Source organism: Lacticaseibacillus zeae DSM 20178 = KCTC 3804 (assembly GCF_000260435.1).
GTDB classification, from domain to species: Bacteria; Bacillota; Bacilli; order Lactobacillales; family Lactobacillaceae; genus Lacticaseibacillus; species Lacticaseibacillus zeae.
Genome location: NZ_BACQ01000040.1, coordinates 1 through 19267 on the forward strand (window position 1 = coordinate 1; position 19267 = coordinate 19267).

Consider the following 19267-nt stretch of genomic DNA (forward strand, 5'->3'; position numbering starts at 1 on the left):
CAAGATTAAACGCTGATAAAAGATCTGATAATGCGTGAATTTAAGTGACAACCATACGCATTCGGCAGAACCGGACAATTTTTGTCCGGACCATTGACATTCTTGCCAATTGCCAGTGCAAAGGCAGCAAGAAAACGTGTGCATAGCTACATCTGGTATGGTGTTGGTGCAAGTAGCCAGTTGGGATTAGAAGCACTTGATCGTTATATGCCTCGTATCAAAGCGCAGACACCAAAGGGAAGCATCGTTGCTTTGGACTACGAAGATGGTGCTTCTGGCAATATGGCAGCTAATACGGATGCCATTTTAGCTGGCATGCGGCGCATTCGTTCAGAAGGCTACACGCCCATGTATTACAGTTACAAGCCATATACATTGGCACACGTCGATTATCAGCGTATTCTGAAAGAATTTCCTAACAGCCTTTGGATAGCTGCTTACCGTGATTATCTGCCAACTACCAAACCTGACTACGGTTATTTTCCAAGTATGGATGGGGTAGCTATTTGGCAGTACACGAGTGCATTTGGGTTGTCACAAGGCCTCGATGGTAACATTGATCTGCTTGGTGTCGCCGATAATGGATACTCGAAGCAGCCAGTAACACCTATCACCCCAGCACCAAGCAAACCAGCGCAATCAACCGCAGCCACTGATACCGATTATGCGCAAACTGGTGTTTTCAAGCCTTCCACGACTGTTAACATCCGCACTGGTGCCGGCACCGGCTATGCATCCGTTGGTAGCTATGCACCCGGTGAAAGTGTGATTTATGATCACGTGTATATCCGTGGCACATATGTTCGGGCGCGTTATCTCAGCTACTCAGGCAGGTATCATTATGTTGCCTTGGGCGTAAATGGTGGTGAGAGCTATGGTTCGCGCAGTTCAAATGCGCAAACCTATTCGCACACGTATTATACAGTCCGCTCTGGTGACAGCTTCTGGAGCATTGCTAACAAGTACGGCATTAGCATGTACACGTTAGCCGTCAACAATGGCAAGTCAATCTACAGCCTGATCTATCCGGGCGAGAGCCTGTACATCAGGTAACAAAAAAGTCCTCTGCTCGCTAACGCGGGTGGAGGGCTTATTTTTGTTGCTTTGAAGCACGGGCATAATGCTGTAAAATAAGATACGTAAGCAACTAAATATTTTAGTCAGCCTGTAATACCTTGTCGTTCTGCCTCCCTTGCTCAGGGAGGCTTATTTTTGTGCACAGAGTTGACAGAATCGACTCAAAAAGGCAAAAGGTTTACATATGCCGGATTAGGTAACTTACTATGAGCAAATTGTTTGCATACCCAGCATAGCCATGCGATACTGACGGTCAAGGAGCAAAACTCCAATAGCTAGGAGTAAAAAGCTCCTTAGGAGTTGGCAAGCTAAGCTGCTACCCACCCCAAGAATAATCGCGCATACGGACTGTATACTGTTAGGAACCTGCCCCCCTCGGCGGGTCTTCCAGATAAAAGCAATTCCTTGCCAACTCCGCCCCATCCTATATGGATGGGGTTTGCGTTTTGATTGCTTTTGTGCGCTAAATTATCAGCCACAGCAAGGCCGTTGAAACACGATTTAATAACTTGCTTCTGGATGCTTCTAGATTTGTCAGTCAAAGGGGACAAAAAGGGGACAAGGATACCTCAAATGTTGATACATAGCTATCAGTTATGCCCGGTGGAGGCATTTGTGTTAACCGGCGAACGCTGACAAAATCGCATAAGGGGTCTTTGATATGCAACCCGTGTTACTAGCCACCGTCCATCACCCAAATGTCTCTTTGCCTCAGCTACAACAGGTTGTGGCGAGTGTCAGCAAAATGTTTTCGGCTATTTACGTCACAATCAGTTCTGTCACTAATAATGAGATCGCGCGTTTACTAGACGAAGCGCCAAAATTTCATTGCCGCATTATTGGGCCGCATGGTGCTGCCGATGCCCGCCGAAAAGTACTTGAGTTTGGTTTGCAGGATGTCCATTATGCGGCATCATTTTTTTACTGCGATTTTGATAAGATCGTGGTGGCGGTGGAACGGGCGGAGCCTGCGCTAGAAGCATTTGTGAAACGACTTCAGGCGGTTGACGGGTATCAGATTGTCGGTCGTGATTCAGTGGTGATGCGTAGTTATCCGGCAACTTGGCGCGAAACCGAGGCGATTACTAATAAAGCGGCGTCTGCGGTGTTGGGATTGCCTGATTTGGACATAACGGCTGGATGTTGTGCTTTTAGCCAAGAAGCGGCTAGGTATATTTTAGCTAACTCAGAAGGCTTGCTGACAGATACAGAATGGCCGTTGATTTGTAAAGCAGCGAAATTGCCAATCACGACAATAAAAGTTAGCTTCTTACCTTATGATCAGGCAGTCAATGCCGGACGAGACGATGATAATTGGCGTGGCTATGCGTCACGGCTGAGGCTTGCTTATCAAGCACTGCAGTCATTGGAGCAAGGTGCGGATAGGCTGAACCGAACTGATACGCCCAAACAAGTTAAGGTTGGCTGGCCATATAATGGTCATTGAGATTTTGACAGTTTTCCACTTTTGATCGGCGAGCATAAAAAACATCCTTTGAGCTTCATTACGCCCAAAGGATGTTTTTTCGTACCACCTATTTCTTCTCTGCCGCTACCAACGCCTGCGATAGATCATCAATCATATCCTGCTGATCCTCCAGGCCAATCGCGATGCGGACATGCTGCGGCGTTAAACCGGAACCTGCCCGTTTTTCTTCCGGTAGTTTGAACCATGGTAGTTTGACTAAGCTGGAGACGGTGCCTAGTGAATCGGCGAAGTCAAAGACCTTGGTGCTGTTGACAAATTTCAGTGGATCAATGTTGTCGGCAAGCTTAATGGACAACAGGCCGCTCGCGCCGGTGGTTTCCTGTTGAGCCAGCGCGTAACCCGGATCGCTTGGCAGTCCGGGATAGTAAACGTGGGCAACATCGGGGTGTTGGTTCAAAAATTCAGCTACTGCCTGGGCGTTGGCCGTTTCTCGATCGAGGCGAACGGCGAGGGTTGCGATGCCGCGCGACACTAGGCTACAGTCCACGGGGCTTAAGATGGCGCCGATCGTGTTTTGCAAGAAGGCCAACTTTTCACTGAGGTCAGGGTGGGCGGAGACGACCAGTCCGGCAATTAGGTCGCCGTGGCCGCCAAGATACTTGGTTGCGCTGTGTAGCACAATGTCAGCACCAAGATCGAGCGGCCGCTGGTAATAAGGGGTTAAGAAGGTGTTATCCACAATCGTGATGAGGTGATGCGCCTTCGCAAGCGCGCTAATGGCCTTCACGCTGCTGACTTTCAGTAGGGGATTGGAAAAGGTTTCAAAAAAGATGGCCTTGGTTTCAGGGCGGATCGCCGCTTCTACTGCCGCCAAGTCGCGCGTGTCGACCGCAGTGAAGGTCAGGCCGTGCTGGGCAAAGTATTGATTGATCAACCGATCCGTCCCACTGTACAGTGAGTCGCCGATGATGAAGTGGCTACCATTGGGAAAGATGGCCAACACAGTGGCAATGGCGGCGACCCCACTGGAAAAAGCAAAGCCGGCGTCACCATTTTCCAATGTTGCAATTTGTCGTTCTAAATATTCGCGGGTCGGGTTACCACTGCGCGCATAGTCCCAGTGGGTTTCCTGTCCATCAGGGGCAAACCGGAACATGGCGCTTTGATAAAGCGGCGGCACGATGGCACCAGCCTGATCAGTCTGTAGTTGCGGTCCATGAACTAATTTCGTATTGAATTGAGTCATAAAAACCCGACCTCCCTTTGATGAACATGTTGACTATGTATTGCCGCGAATTTCGAGCATTCGCGGCTTGAAAGTTCAAAAGCAGTACTATAAGTTACTTCGTCGTTAAATCGGCGCCGAAGTATTTTTGCGATAACTTCTTCAGTGTACCGTCTTTGCGAAGCTCCTTGATACCTTTAGAAAGAGCAGCTTGGAGCTTCGGTGATTTCTTGCTGACCATTCCGGCAATGTCGTCGGGCTTTGCCGCACTGGTTGTGAGCGTTTGGCTCTTTAGACCAGCAGTTGAATTGCTCTTGGCATAAGCATACCAAGCAGCGCTGGAGTTAATGGTGCCGTCAGCGCGTTTTTCTTTGACCAGGTTTAATGAAACCGTGAAGTCGCCGGACGGTGTAATGGTCGCGCCGTACTTTTTCGCTAAGGCGGCGTTTGGCGTACCGGTACCTTCAACGAATTTCTTGCCTTTAATGTCACTCAGCTGCTTAATCGAAGTATCGTCGCTGCGAGTGATCAAGGCGTAACGCGAGTACATATACGGTGTCGTGAAGGCATAAACTTTCTTACGTTGCGGCGTTTCGGCAATGTTGTTGAGCACCAGATCGAACTTTTGGCTGCCAAGACCGGCGATCAGGGAATCCCATTGAGTAGGGACAAACTTGGCCTTAACGCCGACTTTTTTGGCTAAGGCCTTGCCGAGTTCAACTTCGAACCCTTGTAGCTTACCGTCTTTGCGATAGGAAAACGGGGCATAGGTTCCTTCAAGGCCGATCGTGAGTTCGTTCTTATTAATTAGTTCGGTTTTGACGTCGCTACTTTTAGACGTACTGGACGATCCGCTGCTGCAGGCCGTCAGGGTAAAGGCAACGAGCGCCATGATTGGCAACAGGAACCACAACTTTTTCTTCAACATCATACTTCTTCCTTCCATAAATAGCGTTGTGCGTTCACTGGCGCTTGTGCCAGTGGCCGCGCGATGGTAATCACCTTACAACTGAGTCGACTGGGTGTTTGCCGTATAGCGTGAGGTGACTTTTTCGAGGTAGCGCTGACCCCAGGATAAAACGGTGCAGACAATCGCATAGAGCAGTGCTACCAGTGAGTACATCAACAATGGCTGGTAGTTTTCAGCCGCAATTTGCTGACTGACCTGAAACATTTCGACGATAGTGATCGACGCCGCCAAAGAGGTGTCCTTGACGAGGCTGATGAAACTATTTGACAGCGGCGGGACCGCGGTTCGCAGCGCCTGAGGGATGATGATTTCCCGCAGAACCAGGCGGCGCGGCAACCCCACAGCGTATGCCGCTTCCCACTGACCGGAATCGATGGACAAAAGCGCCGCCCGAATCGTTTCCGCACAGTAAGCGCCAGTATTCAGCGAAAAGGTAATGATTCCCGCCACAACCGGATCGAGCTTGATGCCATGCGGGAAAATACCCGGGATGACCAAGCTGGGTAGGCCAAAGAAGACGATAAACAACTGAACCAACAAAGGCGTTGAGCGGAAAAGCCACACATAAAAAGACGCAATGCCCTTTGCAATTTTGATCAAGATCCCTTTACGTGCCGATATTCGCGTCAACGCGGTAACTAAAGCGATGATGAGGCCAATGGCAAATGAGACAATCGCAATCGGAATGGTGTATTTAATTCCGGCGGCGACCATTTGCGGTACGGCATCAGCAATGATTTTCCACATAATTTTCCTCCTCTTAAGATACATGCCGGTACTTTCTGTTAGATGTCAAGTAGACTGCACGCACTTAAGCTACTTTTCTCAGCGACATGCTGTAAACGAACGGGCAAATAAAAAAGCATTTCCGCCTCTGTCCATTTTTCATAGACAAGGACGAAAATGTTCCGCGTTACCACCTTGATTAACCGAACTGATCCGGCTCCCTTTAAGTACAGCACACCTCATGTGCGAATACCCTGACTCAATAACGGGAGCACCCGTCAGCTGCTTGCGGTGAACGTTCACAACTGAATGCATGAAAAGACCATCTTCGCCAGAACCCAATCATTGTCTTCCACCAACTGACAACTCGCTGCGGATCTTCGCCTGGCTACTCATCTCTCTGCCGCTAAGATATTGACATTACATTAGGCTAAAAAACAGGTGTTGTCAATAGCGGAGAGCGAACTGACGAGACAATTAGATAACGATTTCACCGCCTAATCTTCCGGCAAATAGCTTGTAAGAAGGGCATTATGCTACCTGCAAAAGCTGGGGCAATTTACAACTCCCAACATAAAGACAGACGCAATTTGAATGTTTGAAATTCCGCTTGTCTTTAGTTTCTCCATGAATAATCTTTTTAGATTACTTTTTTATGAACGTAAGCACGTTCTTCTTGTCTGATTTCATGCTTCCCGCCAAAAACGCAATTATGATTGCAATAGCAGAAAGCACAAACTCCAATACTGACCACTTAAAAACCAATGTTAAAACCAACAGTATGACCGCTGCAATTAACAAGACGCCATCTCTGGGACCTAAATTAATATAAGGATACATCATCATGGGTACCACTCCTTTCGCTGCCGATGAAAATGTAAACGCTTGTCAGTCATTCCAACCACGTCATACGCTCATATCTTTTAACTGTCAATAGGTGACTTTGCCATTAAGAACGAGAGCCATCGGACCACGCCGCGCAATCTTTAAGCGAACGTTTTGGCCTTTTGATGCTTCTAACGTCATTAGGGAGCACCATGAGCGTCGAGGCTACTTTCTCTTGATGCTGCAGATTTGGATGCGGTGTGTTAACTTGCCAGTCTGTTCTTCGACTCGAAATTGATCAGTTCGATGGCGATCTTGGAAGTTCAGCTCACGCTCTCTAGTCCTAAAGTCCAGTGACTTTATTTCTTAAATGCGGTATATTAAATGCGGAGAAGATATGTAAGATGTTAATGTTTTAGTGGAGGACAAGATGAAAAAGGCATGGGTATACGGTTTGGCTGCCATGCTTGGCTTGGGTGTATCAACGGTGATTGGTAATCAGGCGTTGACGTTTGCAGCTTCAGCGCCACCAGTTGCAGTACAGGCTTCAGCACCAAGTTGCAGTAGCACACAACCAAAAGAAGACAGCGTGAAGACAACGCAAGACGCCACCGAAAAGACGACCGATGATCAGCAACCGGTCATCACAGTAGCTGGCACGGATGAAACGACTGACAGTAAAGAAAATTCAAAAAGTTCCGTGGTGCCTTCCGATAGCCAGGACGACAAGAAATCATCTGCAAGCACTGAAGCAATCAGCGGTGTCTCAGTGCCAAGCAGTAAAGTGTCAGAAGCATCGGCAGACAAGCCAAGCAAGGTTTCCGAAAAGACAGTCAGTTCAACGCCAACGATTAAAACCGAGCAGGAAGTTAATTCGCTGGTCAGTCAGTCAGTGACAAAGCCGACAGCAGAAGAGCAAAAGGAACAGGCCGTGGTTGCGGCAGCACAGGCAGCAACTCACGATCATGACAAAGGTGGCCAGTCGTTACCGGTTGTTTCAAGTGGCATTAATCACTTTGCAACGCCAACATCAAAGCAGAAGCATCCGCGTAATGCTGTCGAACTCATCTGGCAGGCATTAATCGACACATTTTCCCAGCGGCAGCAATGTCCAAGTGATGTCAGTGACCAGCTGGTTGTCCATGAACCGACCGACAATCAGGGTATTGTCAAAACATCGTTGGCATTCATGACCAAAGAGCTCCACAAGGCGTTTTCTGTCAAGTCACTAGCGCAGAGTTTTCAAAAGGATATTCTGACACCGGCCAATCGAACGATCAAAGATGTCATCGGCTTACTTAATCAGGTTTTACTGAAGGACCTGATCAATACCGATTATCGGTGAATCTTTGCTAGGCTATAATATAGAAGAAAACGTATAAAAATAAAGGTACCGATCACAAAACGTGATCGGTACCTTTTCGATTGCGACGAAACGTCTGATCAAGCAGCTTTTGATTAGCTGGCTTTTGGGATGATCAGCAAGAACGATGCCGCTTAATTTTGTTCAGCTTGAACCTTGGCTAAAGCCGTTGCCCGCCGTGTTTTAACGGTGTGGGCGACCAAGCCGATAACCAGACCGACAGCAGCCGGAACCAACCAGCCCAGACCCATTGCGGCGAATGGCAGGTAATGTAATTGGAAACTGTGTAAAGCCAAGCCAACTGCGCTTTGACTCACAACTGCCGGGAATGCGGCAAACATGTCCAAAACAGCCGGTACTGCGGTGAAGGCAACAACAACGCGGTAAACGACCGGATCGTGATGGAAGGCTTTGCCGAAAACAGACATGAGGATGAGGACCATTGAGAATGGATATAGGAACATCAACATCGGAACCGACCAAGCGATGATTTGTTCAAGCCCGAAGTTAGCGGTCAGGAAGGACAGAAAGCTTGTCAGTGCCAGCCATGCCCGATAGCTAACCTTAGGAAAATGCCGGTGGAAGTCTTGTGCGAATGCGGCGACTAAGCCCACAGCGGTTGTCAGGCAGGTCAATGTTAGCAAGGTGGCTAAGACAGCGTGGCCAGCGGTACCAAAGTAATAAGTGACCACTTGATTGAAGGCAGTGCCACCTTCAGGACTCAGTTTGAAATGTGCCAGTGACATACTGCCAAGCACGATCAATGCAACGTAAATTAATCCGATAAAACTGGTTGCCATGACGCCCGCCTTGGCGGTTGCTTTGGCAACATGGTCATCATTCTTCAATCCTAAACCACGAACCGCCGTAACAACGGTGACCCCAAATGCTAACGCAGCAAGGGCATCCATTGTGTTATAGCCTTGCAGGAAGCCATTCATGAAGCTGCCGTTTTTGTATGCAGCGGTGACGGTTTGTGCAGTCGGATTGCCCATTGGATGCAGATAGCCGACGAAGAATACGAAGAATAAGAGCACTAGAAAAATCGGGTTCAAAACCTTACCGACAGCCGTGGTGATCTTCCGTTCCTTATAGGACAGGAAGAACGCTGCGCCGAAGAACAAGGCGGAGAAAACAAGGAGGCCGCCTTGCTGCCAGTCTTTTGGCAACATTGGTAAAACGCCGGTGGTGAATGAGACGGTTGCAGTCCGCGGGGTGCCGAACATAGGACCGATCGTGGCGTGGATCAGCACCATGAAGACGAGGGCGAACACGCCACCAAGTGGGCGTCCGATATCATAAACACCTTCCGCATGCGTGGCGGCGATGGCTAAAACGCCAAGCAGGGGCAACGCAACGGCGGTGACCAAAAAGCCAAGCATGGCTGGGAACCAGTTAGCCCCCGCGAGCTGACCAAGGTGTAACGGGAAAATTAGATTGCCGGCACCAAAGAAGAGACCGAATAAAAGTGATGCAATGACGACATAATCACGGGTTGAAAGTTTCTTTTCAGGTAATTCCATTTGAGTTCCTCCAATAAGTTTAAGTCAGGCGTTAATTCATTCATGAGGGGACTAATGTGGGTAATGTCAGATTCCAATTGCATCACATCCTTAATTGGTTTGTTGATCTAGTTGCTACGCGAAAATGCGGACAGGTTACAGAGATACAAAAAGTCGCCCTTAGATTTAATCTAAGGGCGACTTTGCGCGGTACCACCTTAATTCACCAAAGTATAGAACCTTGGCCTTCATCGCATACGGTCTGTGGACGATATGCTAGCACTGTAATGGGTGCTCCCATGACACGTTACTGAAGGTTCGGTGTCCTGCTTGAAAGGGATCTTCATCATGTCCTGAATGCTTCCTCACACCAACCGAAGCTCGCTGAATCCATGAACATCACTACTTGTCTTTCGCGTTGTATTTGTATTTGATTATGAGTTTAACACGCTTTGCTTCCTTGTCAACAACTAATCTAAATTTAATGTTGCTAGCTGGGTCAAAGAAAAACTCGGTGGCATTCAAAATAGTGCTCGGTAAATCTCGTGCGAAGCGAAAATTATAATTTTTATATAATGCAATCAATAGATAACTTTGGCAAAAGTTCATTGGTGAACAAATTATATTGGTTAACCGAGGTTCAAAATGACCACCACAAAAAATATTTTTTAATGGGTTCAATAACGCCAATTTGATGAACTGGTTAAAAATAAATTGCTAATATTGCTTATAAACTCACATTAATGTAAATGGCCTAATTTTATAAAAAACAAAATTTCAAAAATTCCGTAATATTGCCCGTCTGACGGGGCTGATTGGCTGATCGTATTGTTTGATTACCGATTCGGCAAGGTGCTATATTGATATTAGTAACACAGGTAAAGAAACTTTTCACAACACCCATGGAGGTAAAATCGATGAGGAAAATTAATTATATTGTAACTGGTATTTCGGCTTTGACGTTAGCAGGTTGTCTGGTACCAACAGGAAGTGTGTTTGCTGCAAATGACACAAAGACTTCTGTGGCAGAAGTTAATATCCTTCCTGGTGATATTAACTTGGACAAGGTGCCTGATCTTCACTTTGGCACTATCAACATCGGTCAGATCACGGCAGGCAACGTTGATCTAAAGCTTGATAACAATACGATTGACGCAACAGGTCCGGTTAAAGACGGTACCAATGCCATGGACGGTAATGCTGACGGCGAACTAACTGTGTCTGATAATCGTGGTACCAGTGCAGGTTGGGCTCTGACCGCCCAATTAGGCGATATGAAAGACTCTGCCGGTAGAACGTTGAATGGGTCACTGACACTCAAAACTGCTGACGTCACGACAGATAACCCGACCCTCAATGCCGTTAACCCAACAGCTGGAACGACCCTTGATTTCGGTGGCGGTTCACTTCCGATCTGGAAGGCTGACGCTTTGGCAACAGGCACAAATGGGCAAGGGCAAGGTAAGAACACAGCCTTATTAAAGAAGGGCAGTGAAACGGTTCTTCACCTTCTCAAAGATCCAACAGCAAGCGCCGGCCGATACCAAGCAGCAATTACTTGGACGCTGGCTGATGCACCTTTGTAATTTAGTGTTCAAGCTAAAGGGCGGCGGGGCATCCGCTGTCCTTTTTTGGCAAATTGCCGCGTTTTCCGGTTTCTAACCGGACTGGTTCACGCTCACATTAACGCGTTCACCAGTCCAGAAACCTGCGTGTAAGGACCTTGGTCGCAATGGCCTAAGCCCGGGCCATCACGGCCAAGGCCACTTACACTCCGGTTTCTAACCGGACTGGTTCACGCTCAGAGAGGGGTAAGCATGAAACGAAAAATTCTATTTGGCCTTATTGCACTGCTGGGCATGTTTTGGCTTGCAATCTGCATCAGGTTCAGGCGGCTGAAGGCGCAGGTTTCACGATTAGCCCCGCTCTGCCGCAAAATCAGATTGACAAATCCACGTACTTCAATTTGCTGGTCAAGCCAGGCGAAACGCAGCGATTGCTCATTTACGTGAAGAATACGAGCGATCAGGCTAAGAAGCTAAAGGTCAGTCCAGTCAGTGCGTTCACGCAAAATAACGGAACGTTAGGCTATTATCCCAATAACAAAAAGGACAACTCGGCCGAATACACATTTGCCCAGTTGGCAAGTGAGCCGCAGACTATCGACGTTCCAGCCAATGGCCAAGTGCCGGTGACTTTTGATGTCAAAATTCCGGAACAAGGCTTTACGGGCCAAATTCTCGGCAGTTTGTACGTTGAAGACCCGAATGTGCATAAAAGCGGCGGTGGCGGCATGGCGATTAATAACAAATTTGCCATGCTGATCGGGGTGGTTTTGCAAACTTCAGAAACCGAAGTGGCTCCTGATCTTAAGCTGATGCAGGTCAAGCCAGGATTACAGGACAACCAAGCAGGCGTATTAGCGACCATTCAAAACTTCAAGCCGCGACTGTTTGGCGACATGACGTTAGACGGCAAAGTGTACCGGCAGGGATCAAACGAACCGTATTTAACCCGACATGAAAAAGGGTGGTCGTTTGCCCCTAACTCACATTTTGACTATGCCATTTTCACCAAAGAGGCGCTTGCTCCCGGAACCTACACCTTGGATCTGACTGCCAAGGCTGTCGGGAAAACCTGGCATTGGCGCCGTAACTTCACGATTACCCGACAACAGTCGAACGCCATCGAAGAAAAACTAGGCCGGACACCGCAAAAAACACCTTGGGTATGGATCATCATTGCGATCATCCTTGCCGTGGTGATTCTGATCCTGCTTTGGCTTATTTGGCGGCAACGACAAAAGAGAGGAAGGGAGACTGATGGCGAAAAGAAAGCGTAACTTTTGGTTCTTGATGCTCATGATGGTCGGTCTCACGGCAGGCGGAGCCGCAGCCCATAAGGTGCACGCCGAAACATCAGTGGCGCAAGTTGAGCTCGTCGGCGAATTGCCGTCAACGGGACCGGATCCGACGCCACCACCGACCCCAAAACCCGATCCAAAACCCGACCCTGGAACCGATCCGAGCGGAAAACCGAGCGGTGGCGATCCAAGTGATCCGACCGACCCAACCGATCCGGCTGGCGCAACCGATCCATCCACTTCAAGCGATCCGCATGGTGACCCACATGGACAAAGGCAGTCAATCCTTGACTACAGCCGCCTTCCGCAAACGGGGGATGCGGTTCAACCATGGCTGATCGTCATTGGTGTCGAAGTTTTGCTGATTGTCATCTTAAGTGCTGTGCTGATGCATGGACGTTCGCGGCAAGGAGGTAAAAAATGAAGAAAAAGACTTTAATCATGATTTGCCTCGCTGCGGTGTTCAGCGTGATGATTGGCCCGATACAATCCGTGGCGGCAGCTACTTGGCCGGTTCCGAGCACTTATCCGTCACCGGGCGAAGGAAACTTTACGAGTTTGAACGGTGTTTTTTCACCAGTCAGCACGCAATCTCATATGATTTCAAATGGTCCAGATGAAGTTGGTCTTGAGTTGAATGCAAATTTAGCAAGTCAAACAGGGAGCATTTGGAGTAACCAACCCTTTGTCGATTTAGATAAAAGCAGTTTTAAGTTGGACATGCGAATCTATTTGGGTAACACCACGAGCGGTGCGGATGGACTTGCTTTTGCGCTGACATCGGACAGGCCAACCAAAGTGTATTCAGGTGGTGCGTCACTCGGCATCTGGGGGATTACTGGTAAGAATGGTGGCAAGCCGATCGACATTGCCACAACCGGTTTGCCAAACAGTTTTGCAATCGTGGTTGACACCAAGAGAAGTCGTGATGGCCTGATTGTCACAACAGGTATGGATCAAAGGGTTGGCTACCCCGTAATTGGCTCATCAGATCAATACATTGGCTCTGGGTATCCTGGCCAGGCAAGTATGTATGCAATCGGGTTTCCCAATTATAAAACTGAGCTTGAATTCAATAACCCGGAATTTCCAAATGAAGCCAAAGTTTTAAGTGGTAAAATTACTAACGGCTCATGGCAAGATTTGAGTGTGGAGTGGCATAAGACTGCTACGGGTGGGAATTTGATTTATAGATTAAGCGGGACAGGTTTTACTACTGTCACGCGCGCACTCACATGGACCAATCAACAAATCAATGACATTTTTGGCTATAGGCGCAAGCTGTATCTGGGCTTCACGAGTGCTACCGGTAATGCCTTTGAACCGCACGTGGTCGCAATTAAGAGTTTGGCCGATTTTATCACCGTCAAGCCTGAGGTCACGTTAAAGCGTGAAGGTCAGGTCGTCGGAGAAACCACAATCCTGCAACCTGGCGATCAGTTAACCTATGATTACAATCTTAATGTCGATAATCTTGATGGTAGCCCTTGGCCAATGCCGACAATCACCTTACCAAAAGGCGAGTACTTTGATTATCTGAAAGCTGATGGAAAGCCGGCCCAACCTGGCGACGAGTTGGAAGTGACGTTAACCGTTGACGGAGTCGCGGGTCCGAAAGTTAAAGCGATTGTTCAGGCTGACCAGAAGTCGGCTGTTATCACGAACATGCCGGAGTTACCAAAAAATAAAAACACGACGGTCACGTTTAGCTTGCCAGCGCAGGTGAAATTATATAACCTGAGTGCCAATCAAGCTTTTAGTGATGATGCCGGGACCATCAATGGTGGGTCGCCAGCTAAGGATTACAAGTTAGTCAACACGGCTGATAGCTCAAATAGGATTAAGTATGTCCTTGGTGCCCACACCGGCGACCTGTTTTTGACACATGTACCGGGATTCGTTTTCAAGAAATATACGGGTACATTTGTCGATCCAAGTGTGGCGGATATTATTCGCGGTATCCCTGGAGACAATTCGCTGCCGGCAAGTCCCGAAGATTTCAAAAAGTGGTTGAACACGCTTGAAGGTGGTGGCACCGAGGACTATCTTGAAGTGCTTGATACCCGTCCCGATCAGCCGGGGTGGCACCTTCAAATGAAGCTTTCACCGTTTAAACTGGATGGTGGGGATTATGTTCTAGGTGACAACGGCAGTCAAACCGGTGGTAAAGCCGAAATCGTGCTGATCGATAATGAAGGCACCGGTGAAGTCGCACGGGTGAAAGATAACAACGATACAGTCACTGTCAAAAACATGCCAAGTGGCGGCGGTACCTGGCAGATTGGTGACAGTGCGCGGCATGCACAAGCCTTGATGACCGTTAAGGGGACACCCTCTGTCCGTGCCGGAAAATACCACGCAACCGCCACATGGACGCTTGCGGACGCACCAGAATGATGCGTTACCAGACAGGAAACTCCCAAAAATCGCAAAAATGAGTTGAATTATTCTGAAAATGAGAATATGCTATGGACAATTCTTATTTTTGAATGTTGAGTTGTCAGGATTGCGGTTATAGAGGGATCTGCTAATGAAAAAACATTTTACACGTTCTCATTTACTGCCGGTCGTTGTTTTGGGCACACTGGCCTTCCTGCTAGAGCTGCCCATTCACGTTTTGATTGCCAGTTTCACCGGCTTCCTTTAGTCGATACTGGCTCTGGTCAATCAACGAACAAAAAAGAGATGCTGAAAGTTTCGGGATTTTCCCTAGACTTTTAGCATCTCTTTTTGATGTCAGGTTTTCGATTTTTGCAAGAGTTGGTGAATCAATCGTTTTTGCACGCTCTGAATTTTTTTGATTGGCAGCGCCTGCAACAAAGTGTTCAAGACAATGAGGATACCCCCGAGCCATTCTGCCGGGCCAAAAGCGATGTGCAGGCGGGTGACAGCAAGTGTGGTGGCGGTTAGCGGTTCGAACGCGCTTAACATGCCGGTTGCCACAGGTGAAATGTAGTTGAGGCTGCCGAGTACCAGCAGATAAGCGAGCATGGTGCCGAAGATGACGACAAACCCAATTGCGCCTAGATCTGGCAGCGTGAGCATCGGGTTAGGATGGAGCACGTACTGAGGTAAAAATGGCAGGCTGCCGAGCAACATGGACCAACCGGTGACGGCGCGCGCATCATATTTGGCCAGCAAGGTTCGCGGCAGCAACGTATAAAGCGCCTGACTGACGCCGGCCATAATCCCCCAGAAGATAGCGGCAGGGGCAAGCTGTAAACTGGTGAGATGGCCGCGCGTGACGAGTAAATAGGTGCCGATCAGGGCTAAGGTGATGCTGATAAAATCGATCCGCCGTGGCATTTGCCGGGTTGTCAGCGCCATGTAAAGTAAAATAAATACCGGCCCTAAAAACTGCAAAATCGTCGCAGTTGCAGCATTGCCGGCATTAATGGCAAGAAAATAAGTCAATTGGGACGGTACCATGCCGAAAAAAGCAAACAAAATCATAAGACCAGCATCCCGCCAATTTTTCCAAAGCGCCAAAAAAGAGTGTGGGTCGCGCACGGCACTCCACAATACCAGTAGCAAGCCAGCAAAAAAGAGTCTAATACCCACGAGCCAAAGCGGCTTAACCCCGGAATTGGTAAAAAGCGTTTGCGTAAAAATACCGCTGGCACCCCAAAAAGTGGCGCCAACAACGGCAAATGTAACGCCTTTTATTTTTTGATTCGAATCGTTCGTAAGATGAGCTTCAGTGCGCGGCATAGCAGTATTCCTTTCAAATTAAGACATCCAGACTACTATACGCAAAAAGAACCTGGTTGGCTAGTTCGTGTTATCTTGATCAAACTTGCCACAAGTGCATGGAAGTTTGCCGGCATTTTGCTCGATCAATCAAAATCGCCCCTAAAGACAAATTTCGTCTCAAGGAGCGATTTCAGAATGATGTTCATTTTTGGAATGTTAAGTGGTTATTCTGGCTCAGTGTTGATTCTTAATTCGTAACGGAGATTGGTGCGGTAAAAGTGCCCTAGCAGCAAACCAAACGTCAAGCCAAATGCTGTGAGGAAAAGTGGGAAAATCCAGCCACCAAGAAAGCCACCAACGAAAATAATGATGACTGCCGCGATCGCACCTATAATGACGCTGATAACGCCAGTGGATCCCCCGCGAAAGTTTGCGTTGGTCGAATAGATACTGGCAAACGGAAATTGCCCTCCTACCAGTGGCCAGCCCATGATTAACGTGATGCCATAAGTTAAAATGATGACCGCAATACCGGCCACTAACGCATCAAAACCACCGATGGCTGTGGTGATGACGGTAATCAAGACAAGTGGCAACAGGAATAAGCGGGCAAACATGGCCTTAACCACACCGCGCAATAATAATCCATGCGTTTTAAACGGGACATATTGGAAAATTGCCATGGCTTGAGGCTGGCTTGAAAACCGCAGATTGACTAAAGCTGGTGCAAGCGCCACGATGACACCGATGCCGGCGTAAGCAATAAAGTGGCTTGCGGACTTGAAACTCATTTCCCGCAATTCATTGCCGATGAAGACTAACGGTAAAATCAGGCCATATGCCAGTTGCGGATAAACTCGTAATTTGTAGTCACGCTCACTGCCTAATATCCGCCAACCCAAGGTGAAATAAGTGCGTTCTTCACCAGGACGTGTCATTAAAGCACTGAGACCGCGGAACCACCAGCCGAGTTTGCGTGGACGGGCGTTGCCTTGATTTAGTTTTTCCAAATAGACTTCAAATACACCAGAGAAGTGAAGAAAAGTAAGGGTCATGGCAATTGGGATCACGACGCTTAAGCTAGCCAACATGAGGCTTAAAGCCGTTACCTGCCCGGCAAATAGCATAGGTAAACCAGCGAACCAAGCAGGAAAGGCTGGTATGAAAAGCCAGCTAAACTGGTCACTGATGGACGCACCGAAAATTGACATGGACTGTGGCAATAAATTAGGCAACTGGCCGCCAACATAGATGCCGATCATCAGTAAAATCTGCACCAGATTCAACATGTTTCGTAAGCGCTCACCGTCAAAGAACCGCAAAATCAGCAAGTAGACAAAAAGCGCCAGCATCAGACTTAAGACGCCGCTGAATAGCAGTGCGATGAAGCCGCCAATCGCAACAATCGGTCCATAATGAAAGCCGCTGATGACGATTCCGGGACCGCCCATTGCCAGCAGCGTCATCCCTAAGTAGAAACAAATATTGAGAAGTCGGGCAAAACTCAACGTTCGGTCATTGACACCGCGAGCGGCAAAAACCGTACGATCACGCGGATCAAGAATCAAACTGGAGTAACTGGTTAAAATTGCCAGAAAACTCGTCAATAGTTGGACGGTCATGAACATGGTAAAGGTGGTCACGATTGATGTGGGAATAAGCAGTAACAACCCTAAAACTGCACCGAATAAAGTATTCCACAAAAAGGTTTTTCTAAGACCTGAACCCGTGCGACGCTTATTGTTGTTAAACATGCTGCCTAAGCCACTCGATTCACGGGAGGCTAGCAGACTCTTAGTTGCAAGGATCAATCGTAACTGGTCAAATTGAATTCCGCGTTTTTCCAACGTCGGGCGGAGTCGGGTTAACCATGCAAAATTTTTCGGTAGCGGTAATGCCGCTGGGTCAGTTGGTTCCGGCTCCGCTTTTTTAAACCTGTTCATGCGAGTCACCGCCTGTCACGATATCCACGAAGCTTTGGGCTTTTTGACCATGTTCCGCAAAACCGGTCAGATCATTGAAGAGCTGCTGCAAATTGGTGTCGGCTTCCTTGGCAATGGCTTTGAACGGCCCATCTGCCACCACTGTCCCGGCGTTTAAAACGATGATCCGGTCCGACAGTTTTTGGACAACATCAAGAATATGACTGGAATAGAAGATCGTTTTGCCTTGATCGCGCAAGTCCTGAAGCACTTCTTCAATGACCAGCACAGTGTTAGCGTCAAGCCCGTTCAATGGTTCATCCCAGAATAAAATGTCCGGATTGTGCAGCAAACTGGCAATAATCAGAATCAGTTGCCGCATCCCTTTTGAATATGATGAAATTCGCCGATCAAAAGCATCGCGTAGGTTAACCAATTTCGCCAGCGCGAAGGCCTTTTGCTCGGCATCGGCGGCGCTCAAACCGTAAAGTTGGCCAATGAGGCTCAAATATTCCCGCGCCGTTAACGCATCGAAAACATCAGCGCTTTCCGGGACATAGCCGATTCGCCGTTTATAACTGGGATCTTTAGGGCTAATCGGTTGACCGAATAATTCGAGTGTGCCGTCATCTGGCTCAAGCAAGCCGAGCATCATCTTAACCGTCGTACTTTTACCGGCGCCGTTGGGACCGATGTAACCAACGATACTGCCAGGGGTGATTGAAAAGTTGAGATCTTTCAATACTTCTTTGGGTCCGAAACTTTTCCGAATGTGACTGAGGGTCACGATGGGTTCTGTCATAAAAAGGGGCCTCCTCTTGACCGAGTTATCAACATACTACGTTGGGCCGATTATGACAGAAAAGCTTATTGTTGTATAGGGAAATGCTTGTTGTATAACGCCGCTAAAAAAGCCTATAAAAAAACACCAAGCGTTCTGCTTAGTGTTAAACTAGTCTGCTGTTCGCCGGACTAGGCCAAAAGAAATCGTAATAAAAAACGAAAGAAATTGTTCAGTTCGTGAACCGTTTAAAGAGCGGACGAAGGATAAAATACAATATTGGCACGATAAAGGCAGTTGCAATTGAGTTGATGACAGTTGCCGGGAGACTCAAAAAGGCACCGACAATCGCGGTTTTAAAGATCGTCCCAACCATGAGTGCTTCAACGATGCCGGTGAGATAGGACGTGACGATTTTTGTTAAGCCGGCAACAATGCCAATGATAATGATGTTGCGCGGCTGATCGTCATGCTTGAACGCTTTGACAAGCGCGCTGACAACGATTGCCATCACGATTGCTTCCAAGACCGTCAGCCAAGAGGTCGCAGCATAGCCATTCAGCAAGTCAAATCCACCCAAACCGATTGCTGCAGCTAAGCCGCCTAGCCGCCCGCCTAAAAAGAGAATGGCCAGCACCATCAAGGGATTGCCAAAGTGAATAAACGGCCGACCGACCATCGCCGGAATCGGAATGCGCAATAGTGAAATCCCAATGTAAATAATTGCGGCGAATAGGCCGGTGAAAATGATGTTTTTCAAAGTGTTGTGCGATGTTTGCATGTTTTACCCTCCAAAGATGAGCGTGAGCCCGCGCGGTTAGAAGCCGGAGTGTAAGTGGGCTTGGGCGTGATGGCCCGGGCTTAGGCCATTGCGACCAAGGTCCTTACACG

14 protein-coding genes, 2 pseudogenes and 1 other annotated feature are annotated in these 19267 nt (G+C 48.2%); of the genes and pseudogenes, 7 read left to right on the forward strand and 9 right to left on the reverse strand.

Features of this window, described 5'->3' with window-relative positions:
• Positions 1-108 precede the first annotated feature (108 nt).
• Both GSO_RS08490 and GSO_RS08495 read left to right on the forward strand, forming a co-directional pair.
• Positions 109-1053, forward strand: a pseudogene (locus GSO_RS08490) (GH25 family lysozyme); the annotation flags it as partial.
• A 685-nt stretch (positions 1054-1738) separates the two neighbouring features.
• Positions 1739-2524, forward strand: coding sequence for a hypothetical protein (locus tag GSO_RS08495; RefSeq protein ID WP_010491086.1), 786 nt, complete (start codon positions 1739-1741; stop codon positions 2522-2524).
• A gap of 88 nt (positions 2525-2612) precedes the next feature.
• Here the strand turns inward: GSO_RS08495 and GSO_RS08500 are convergent, their stop codons facing one another.
• The 4 genes from GSO_RS08500 to GSO_RS18380 form a co-directional block, all read right to left on the reverse strand.
• Positions 2613-3752, reverse strand: a complete 1140-nt coding sequence (locus GSO_RS08500) for a trans-sulfuration enzyme family protein (protein ID WP_010491088.1) — start codon at positions 3750-3752, stop codon at positions 2613-2615.
• A 94-nt stretch (positions 3753-3846) separates the two neighbouring features.
• On the reverse strand, positions 3847-4659 hold the full coding sequence (locus GSO_RS08505; RefSeq protein ID WP_010491090.1) for a transporter substrate-binding domain-containing protein: 813 nt from the start codon (positions 4657-4659) through the stop codon (positions 3847-3849).
• A gap of 75 nt (positions 4660-4734) precedes the next feature.
• Positions 4735-5448, reverse strand: a complete 714-nt coding sequence (locus tag GSO_RS08510) for an amino acid ABC transporter permease (protein WP_010491092.1) — start codon at positions 5446-5448, stop codon at positions 4735-4737.
• 143 nt (positions 5449-5591) lie between these two features.
• Positions 5592-5842: a binding site (T-box leader), on the reverse strand.
• A gap of 230 nt (positions 5843-6072) precedes the next feature.
• Entirely contained in the window at positions 6073-6273 is a 201-nt protein-coding gene (locus GSO_RS18380) for a hypothetical protein (protein ID WP_010491094.1), read from the reverse strand.
• A gap of 409 nt (positions 6274-6682) precedes the next feature.
• Here GSO_RS18380 and GSO_RS08520 point away from each other — a divergent pair, with 409 nt between their 5' ends.
• On the forward strand, positions 6683-7597 hold the full coding sequence (locus GSO_RS08520) for a hypothetical protein (RefSeq protein ID WP_010491096.1): 915 nt from the start codon (positions 6683-6685) through the stop codon (positions 7595-7597).
• 152 nt (positions 7598-7749) lie between these two features.
• Here GSO_RS08520 and brnQ read toward each other — a convergent pair whose 3' ends face one another.
• Positions 7750-9138 (reverse strand): branched-chain amino acid transport system II carrier protein, encoded by a 1389-nt coding sequence (gene brnQ, locus GSO_RS08525; protein ID WP_010491098.1) that lies wholly within the window; start codon positions 9136-9138, stop codon positions 7750-7752.
• Between the two features lie 896 nt (positions 9139-10034).
• On the opposite strand from brnQ, the gene GSO_RS08530 reads away from it, so the two are divergent.
• The 4 genes and pseudogenes from GSO_RS08530 to GSO_RS08545 all read left to right on the forward strand — a co-directional run bounded on the left by GSO_RS08530 (position 10035) and on the right by GSO_RS08545 (position 14377).
• Positions 10035-10703 carry a WxL domain-containing protein gene (locus tag GSO_RS08530; protein WP_010491100.1) on the forward strand — a complete coding sequence of 223 codons (669 nt, stop codon included), beginning with the start codon at positions 10035-10037 and terminating at the stop codon, positions 10701-10703.
• A 231-nt stretch (positions 10704-10934) separates the two neighbouring features.
• Positions 10935-11959 (forward strand): annotated as a pseudogene (locus GSO_RS15805) (WxLIP family cell surface protein).
• Entirely contained in the window at positions 11940-12404 is a 465-nt protein-coding gene (locus GSO_RS08540; protein ID WP_010491104.1) for an LPXTG cell wall anchor domain-containing protein, read from the forward strand. The pseudogene GSO_RS15805 and the gene GSO_RS08540 overlap by 20 nt, the downstream one beginning before the upstream one ends.
• On the forward strand, positions 12401-14377 hold the full coding sequence (locus GSO_RS08545) for a WxL domain-containing protein (protein ID WP_010491105.1): 1977 nt from the start codon (positions 12401-12403) through the stop codon (positions 14375-14377). The genes GSO_RS08540 and GSO_RS08545 overlap by 4 nt, the downstream gene beginning before the upstream one ends.
• 339 nt (positions 14378-14716) lie before the next feature.
• Here the strand turns inward: GSO_RS08545 and GSO_RS08555 are convergent, their stop codons facing one another.
• The 4 genes from GSO_RS08555 to GSO_RS08570 form a co-directional block, all read right to left on the reverse strand.
• Positions 14717-15691 carry an EamA family transporter gene (locus GSO_RS08555; RefSeq protein ID WP_010491107.1) on the reverse strand — a complete coding sequence of 325 codons (975 nt, stop codon included), beginning with the start codon at positions 15689-15691 and terminating at the stop codon, positions 14717-14719.
• A 206-nt stretch (positions 15692-15897) separates the two neighbouring features.
• Positions 15898-17616 carry a hypothetical protein gene (locus GSO_RS08560; RefSeq protein WP_010491110.1) on the reverse strand — a complete coding sequence of 573 codons (1719 nt, stop codon included), beginning with the start codon at positions 17614-17616 and terminating at the stop codon, positions 15898-15900.
• Positions 17603-18397 (reverse strand): ABC transporter ATP-binding protein, encoded by a 795-nt coding sequence (locus GSO_RS08565; protein ID WP_010491112.1) that lies wholly within the window; start codon positions 18395-18397, stop codon positions 17603-17605. Before GSO_RS08565 ends, GSO_RS08560 begins: the two co-directional genes overlap by 14 nt.
• A 211-nt stretch (positions 18398-18608) precedes the next feature.
• On the reverse strand, positions 18609-19157 hold the full coding sequence (locus GSO_RS08570; protein WP_010491115.1) for an ECF transporter S component: 549 nt from the start codon (positions 19155-19157) through the stop codon (positions 18609-18611).
• Between the last annotated feature and the right edge of the window lie 110 nt (positions 19158-19267).

Bases quoted from the DNA above. Each gene is read 5' to 3' on its own strand.
- GSO_RS08545 (WP_010491105.1), top strand. From the start codon at position 12,401: ATGAAGAAAAAGACTTTAATCATGATTTGCCTCGCTGCGGTGTTCAGC.
- GSO_RS08565 (WP_010491112.1), bottom strand. From the start codon at position 18,397: ATGACAGAACCCATCGTGACCCTCAGTCACATTCGGAAAAGTTTCGGA.
- GSO_RS08555 (WP_010491107.1), bottom strand. From the start codon at position 15,691: ATGCCGCGCACTGAAGCTCATCTTACGAACGATTCGAATCAAAAAATA.
- GSO_RS08495 (WP_010491086.1), top strand. From the start codon at position 1,739: ATGCAACCCGTGTTACTAGCCACCGTCCATCACCCAAATGTCTCTTTG.
- GSO_RS08500 (WP_010491088.1), bottom strand. From the start codon at position 3,752: ATGACTCAATTCAATACGAAATTAGTTCATGGACCGCAACTACAGACT.
- GSO_RS08570 (WP_010491115.1), bottom strand. From the start codon at position 19,157: ATGCAAACATCGCACAACACTTTGAAAAACATCATTTTCACCGGCCTA.
- GSO_RS08530 (WP_010491100.1), top strand. From the start codon at position 10,035: ATGAGGAAAATTAATTATATTGTAACTGGTATTTCGGCTTTGACGTTA.
- GSO_RS08560 (WP_010491110.1), bottom strand. From the start codon at position 17,616: ATGAACAGGTTTAAAAAAGCGGAGCCGGAACCAACTGACCCAGCGGCA.
- brnQ (WP_010491098.1), bottom strand. From the start codon at position 9,138: ATGGAATTACCTGAAAAGAAACTTTCAACCCGTGATTATGTCGTCATT.
- GSO_RS08520 (WP_010491096.1), top strand. From the start codon at position 6,683: ATGAAAAAGGCATGGGTATACGGTTTGGCTGCCATGCTTGGCTTGGGT.
- GSO_RS08510 (WP_010491092.1), bottom strand. From the start codon at position 5,448: ATGTGGAAAATCATTGCTGATGCCGTACCGCAAATGGTCGCCGCCGGA.
- GSO_RS08540 (WP_010491104.1), top strand. From the start codon at position 11,940: ATGGCGAAAAGAAAGCGTAACTTTTGGTTCTTGATGCTCATGATGGTC.
- GSO_RS18380 (WP_010491094.1), bottom strand. From the start codon at position 6,273: ATGATGATGTATCCTTATATTAATTTAGGTCCCAGAGATGGCGTCTTG.
- GSO_RS08505 (WP_010491090.1), bottom strand. From the start codon at position 4,659: ATGTTGAAGAAAAAGTTGTGGTTCCTGTTGCCAATCATGGCGCTCGTT.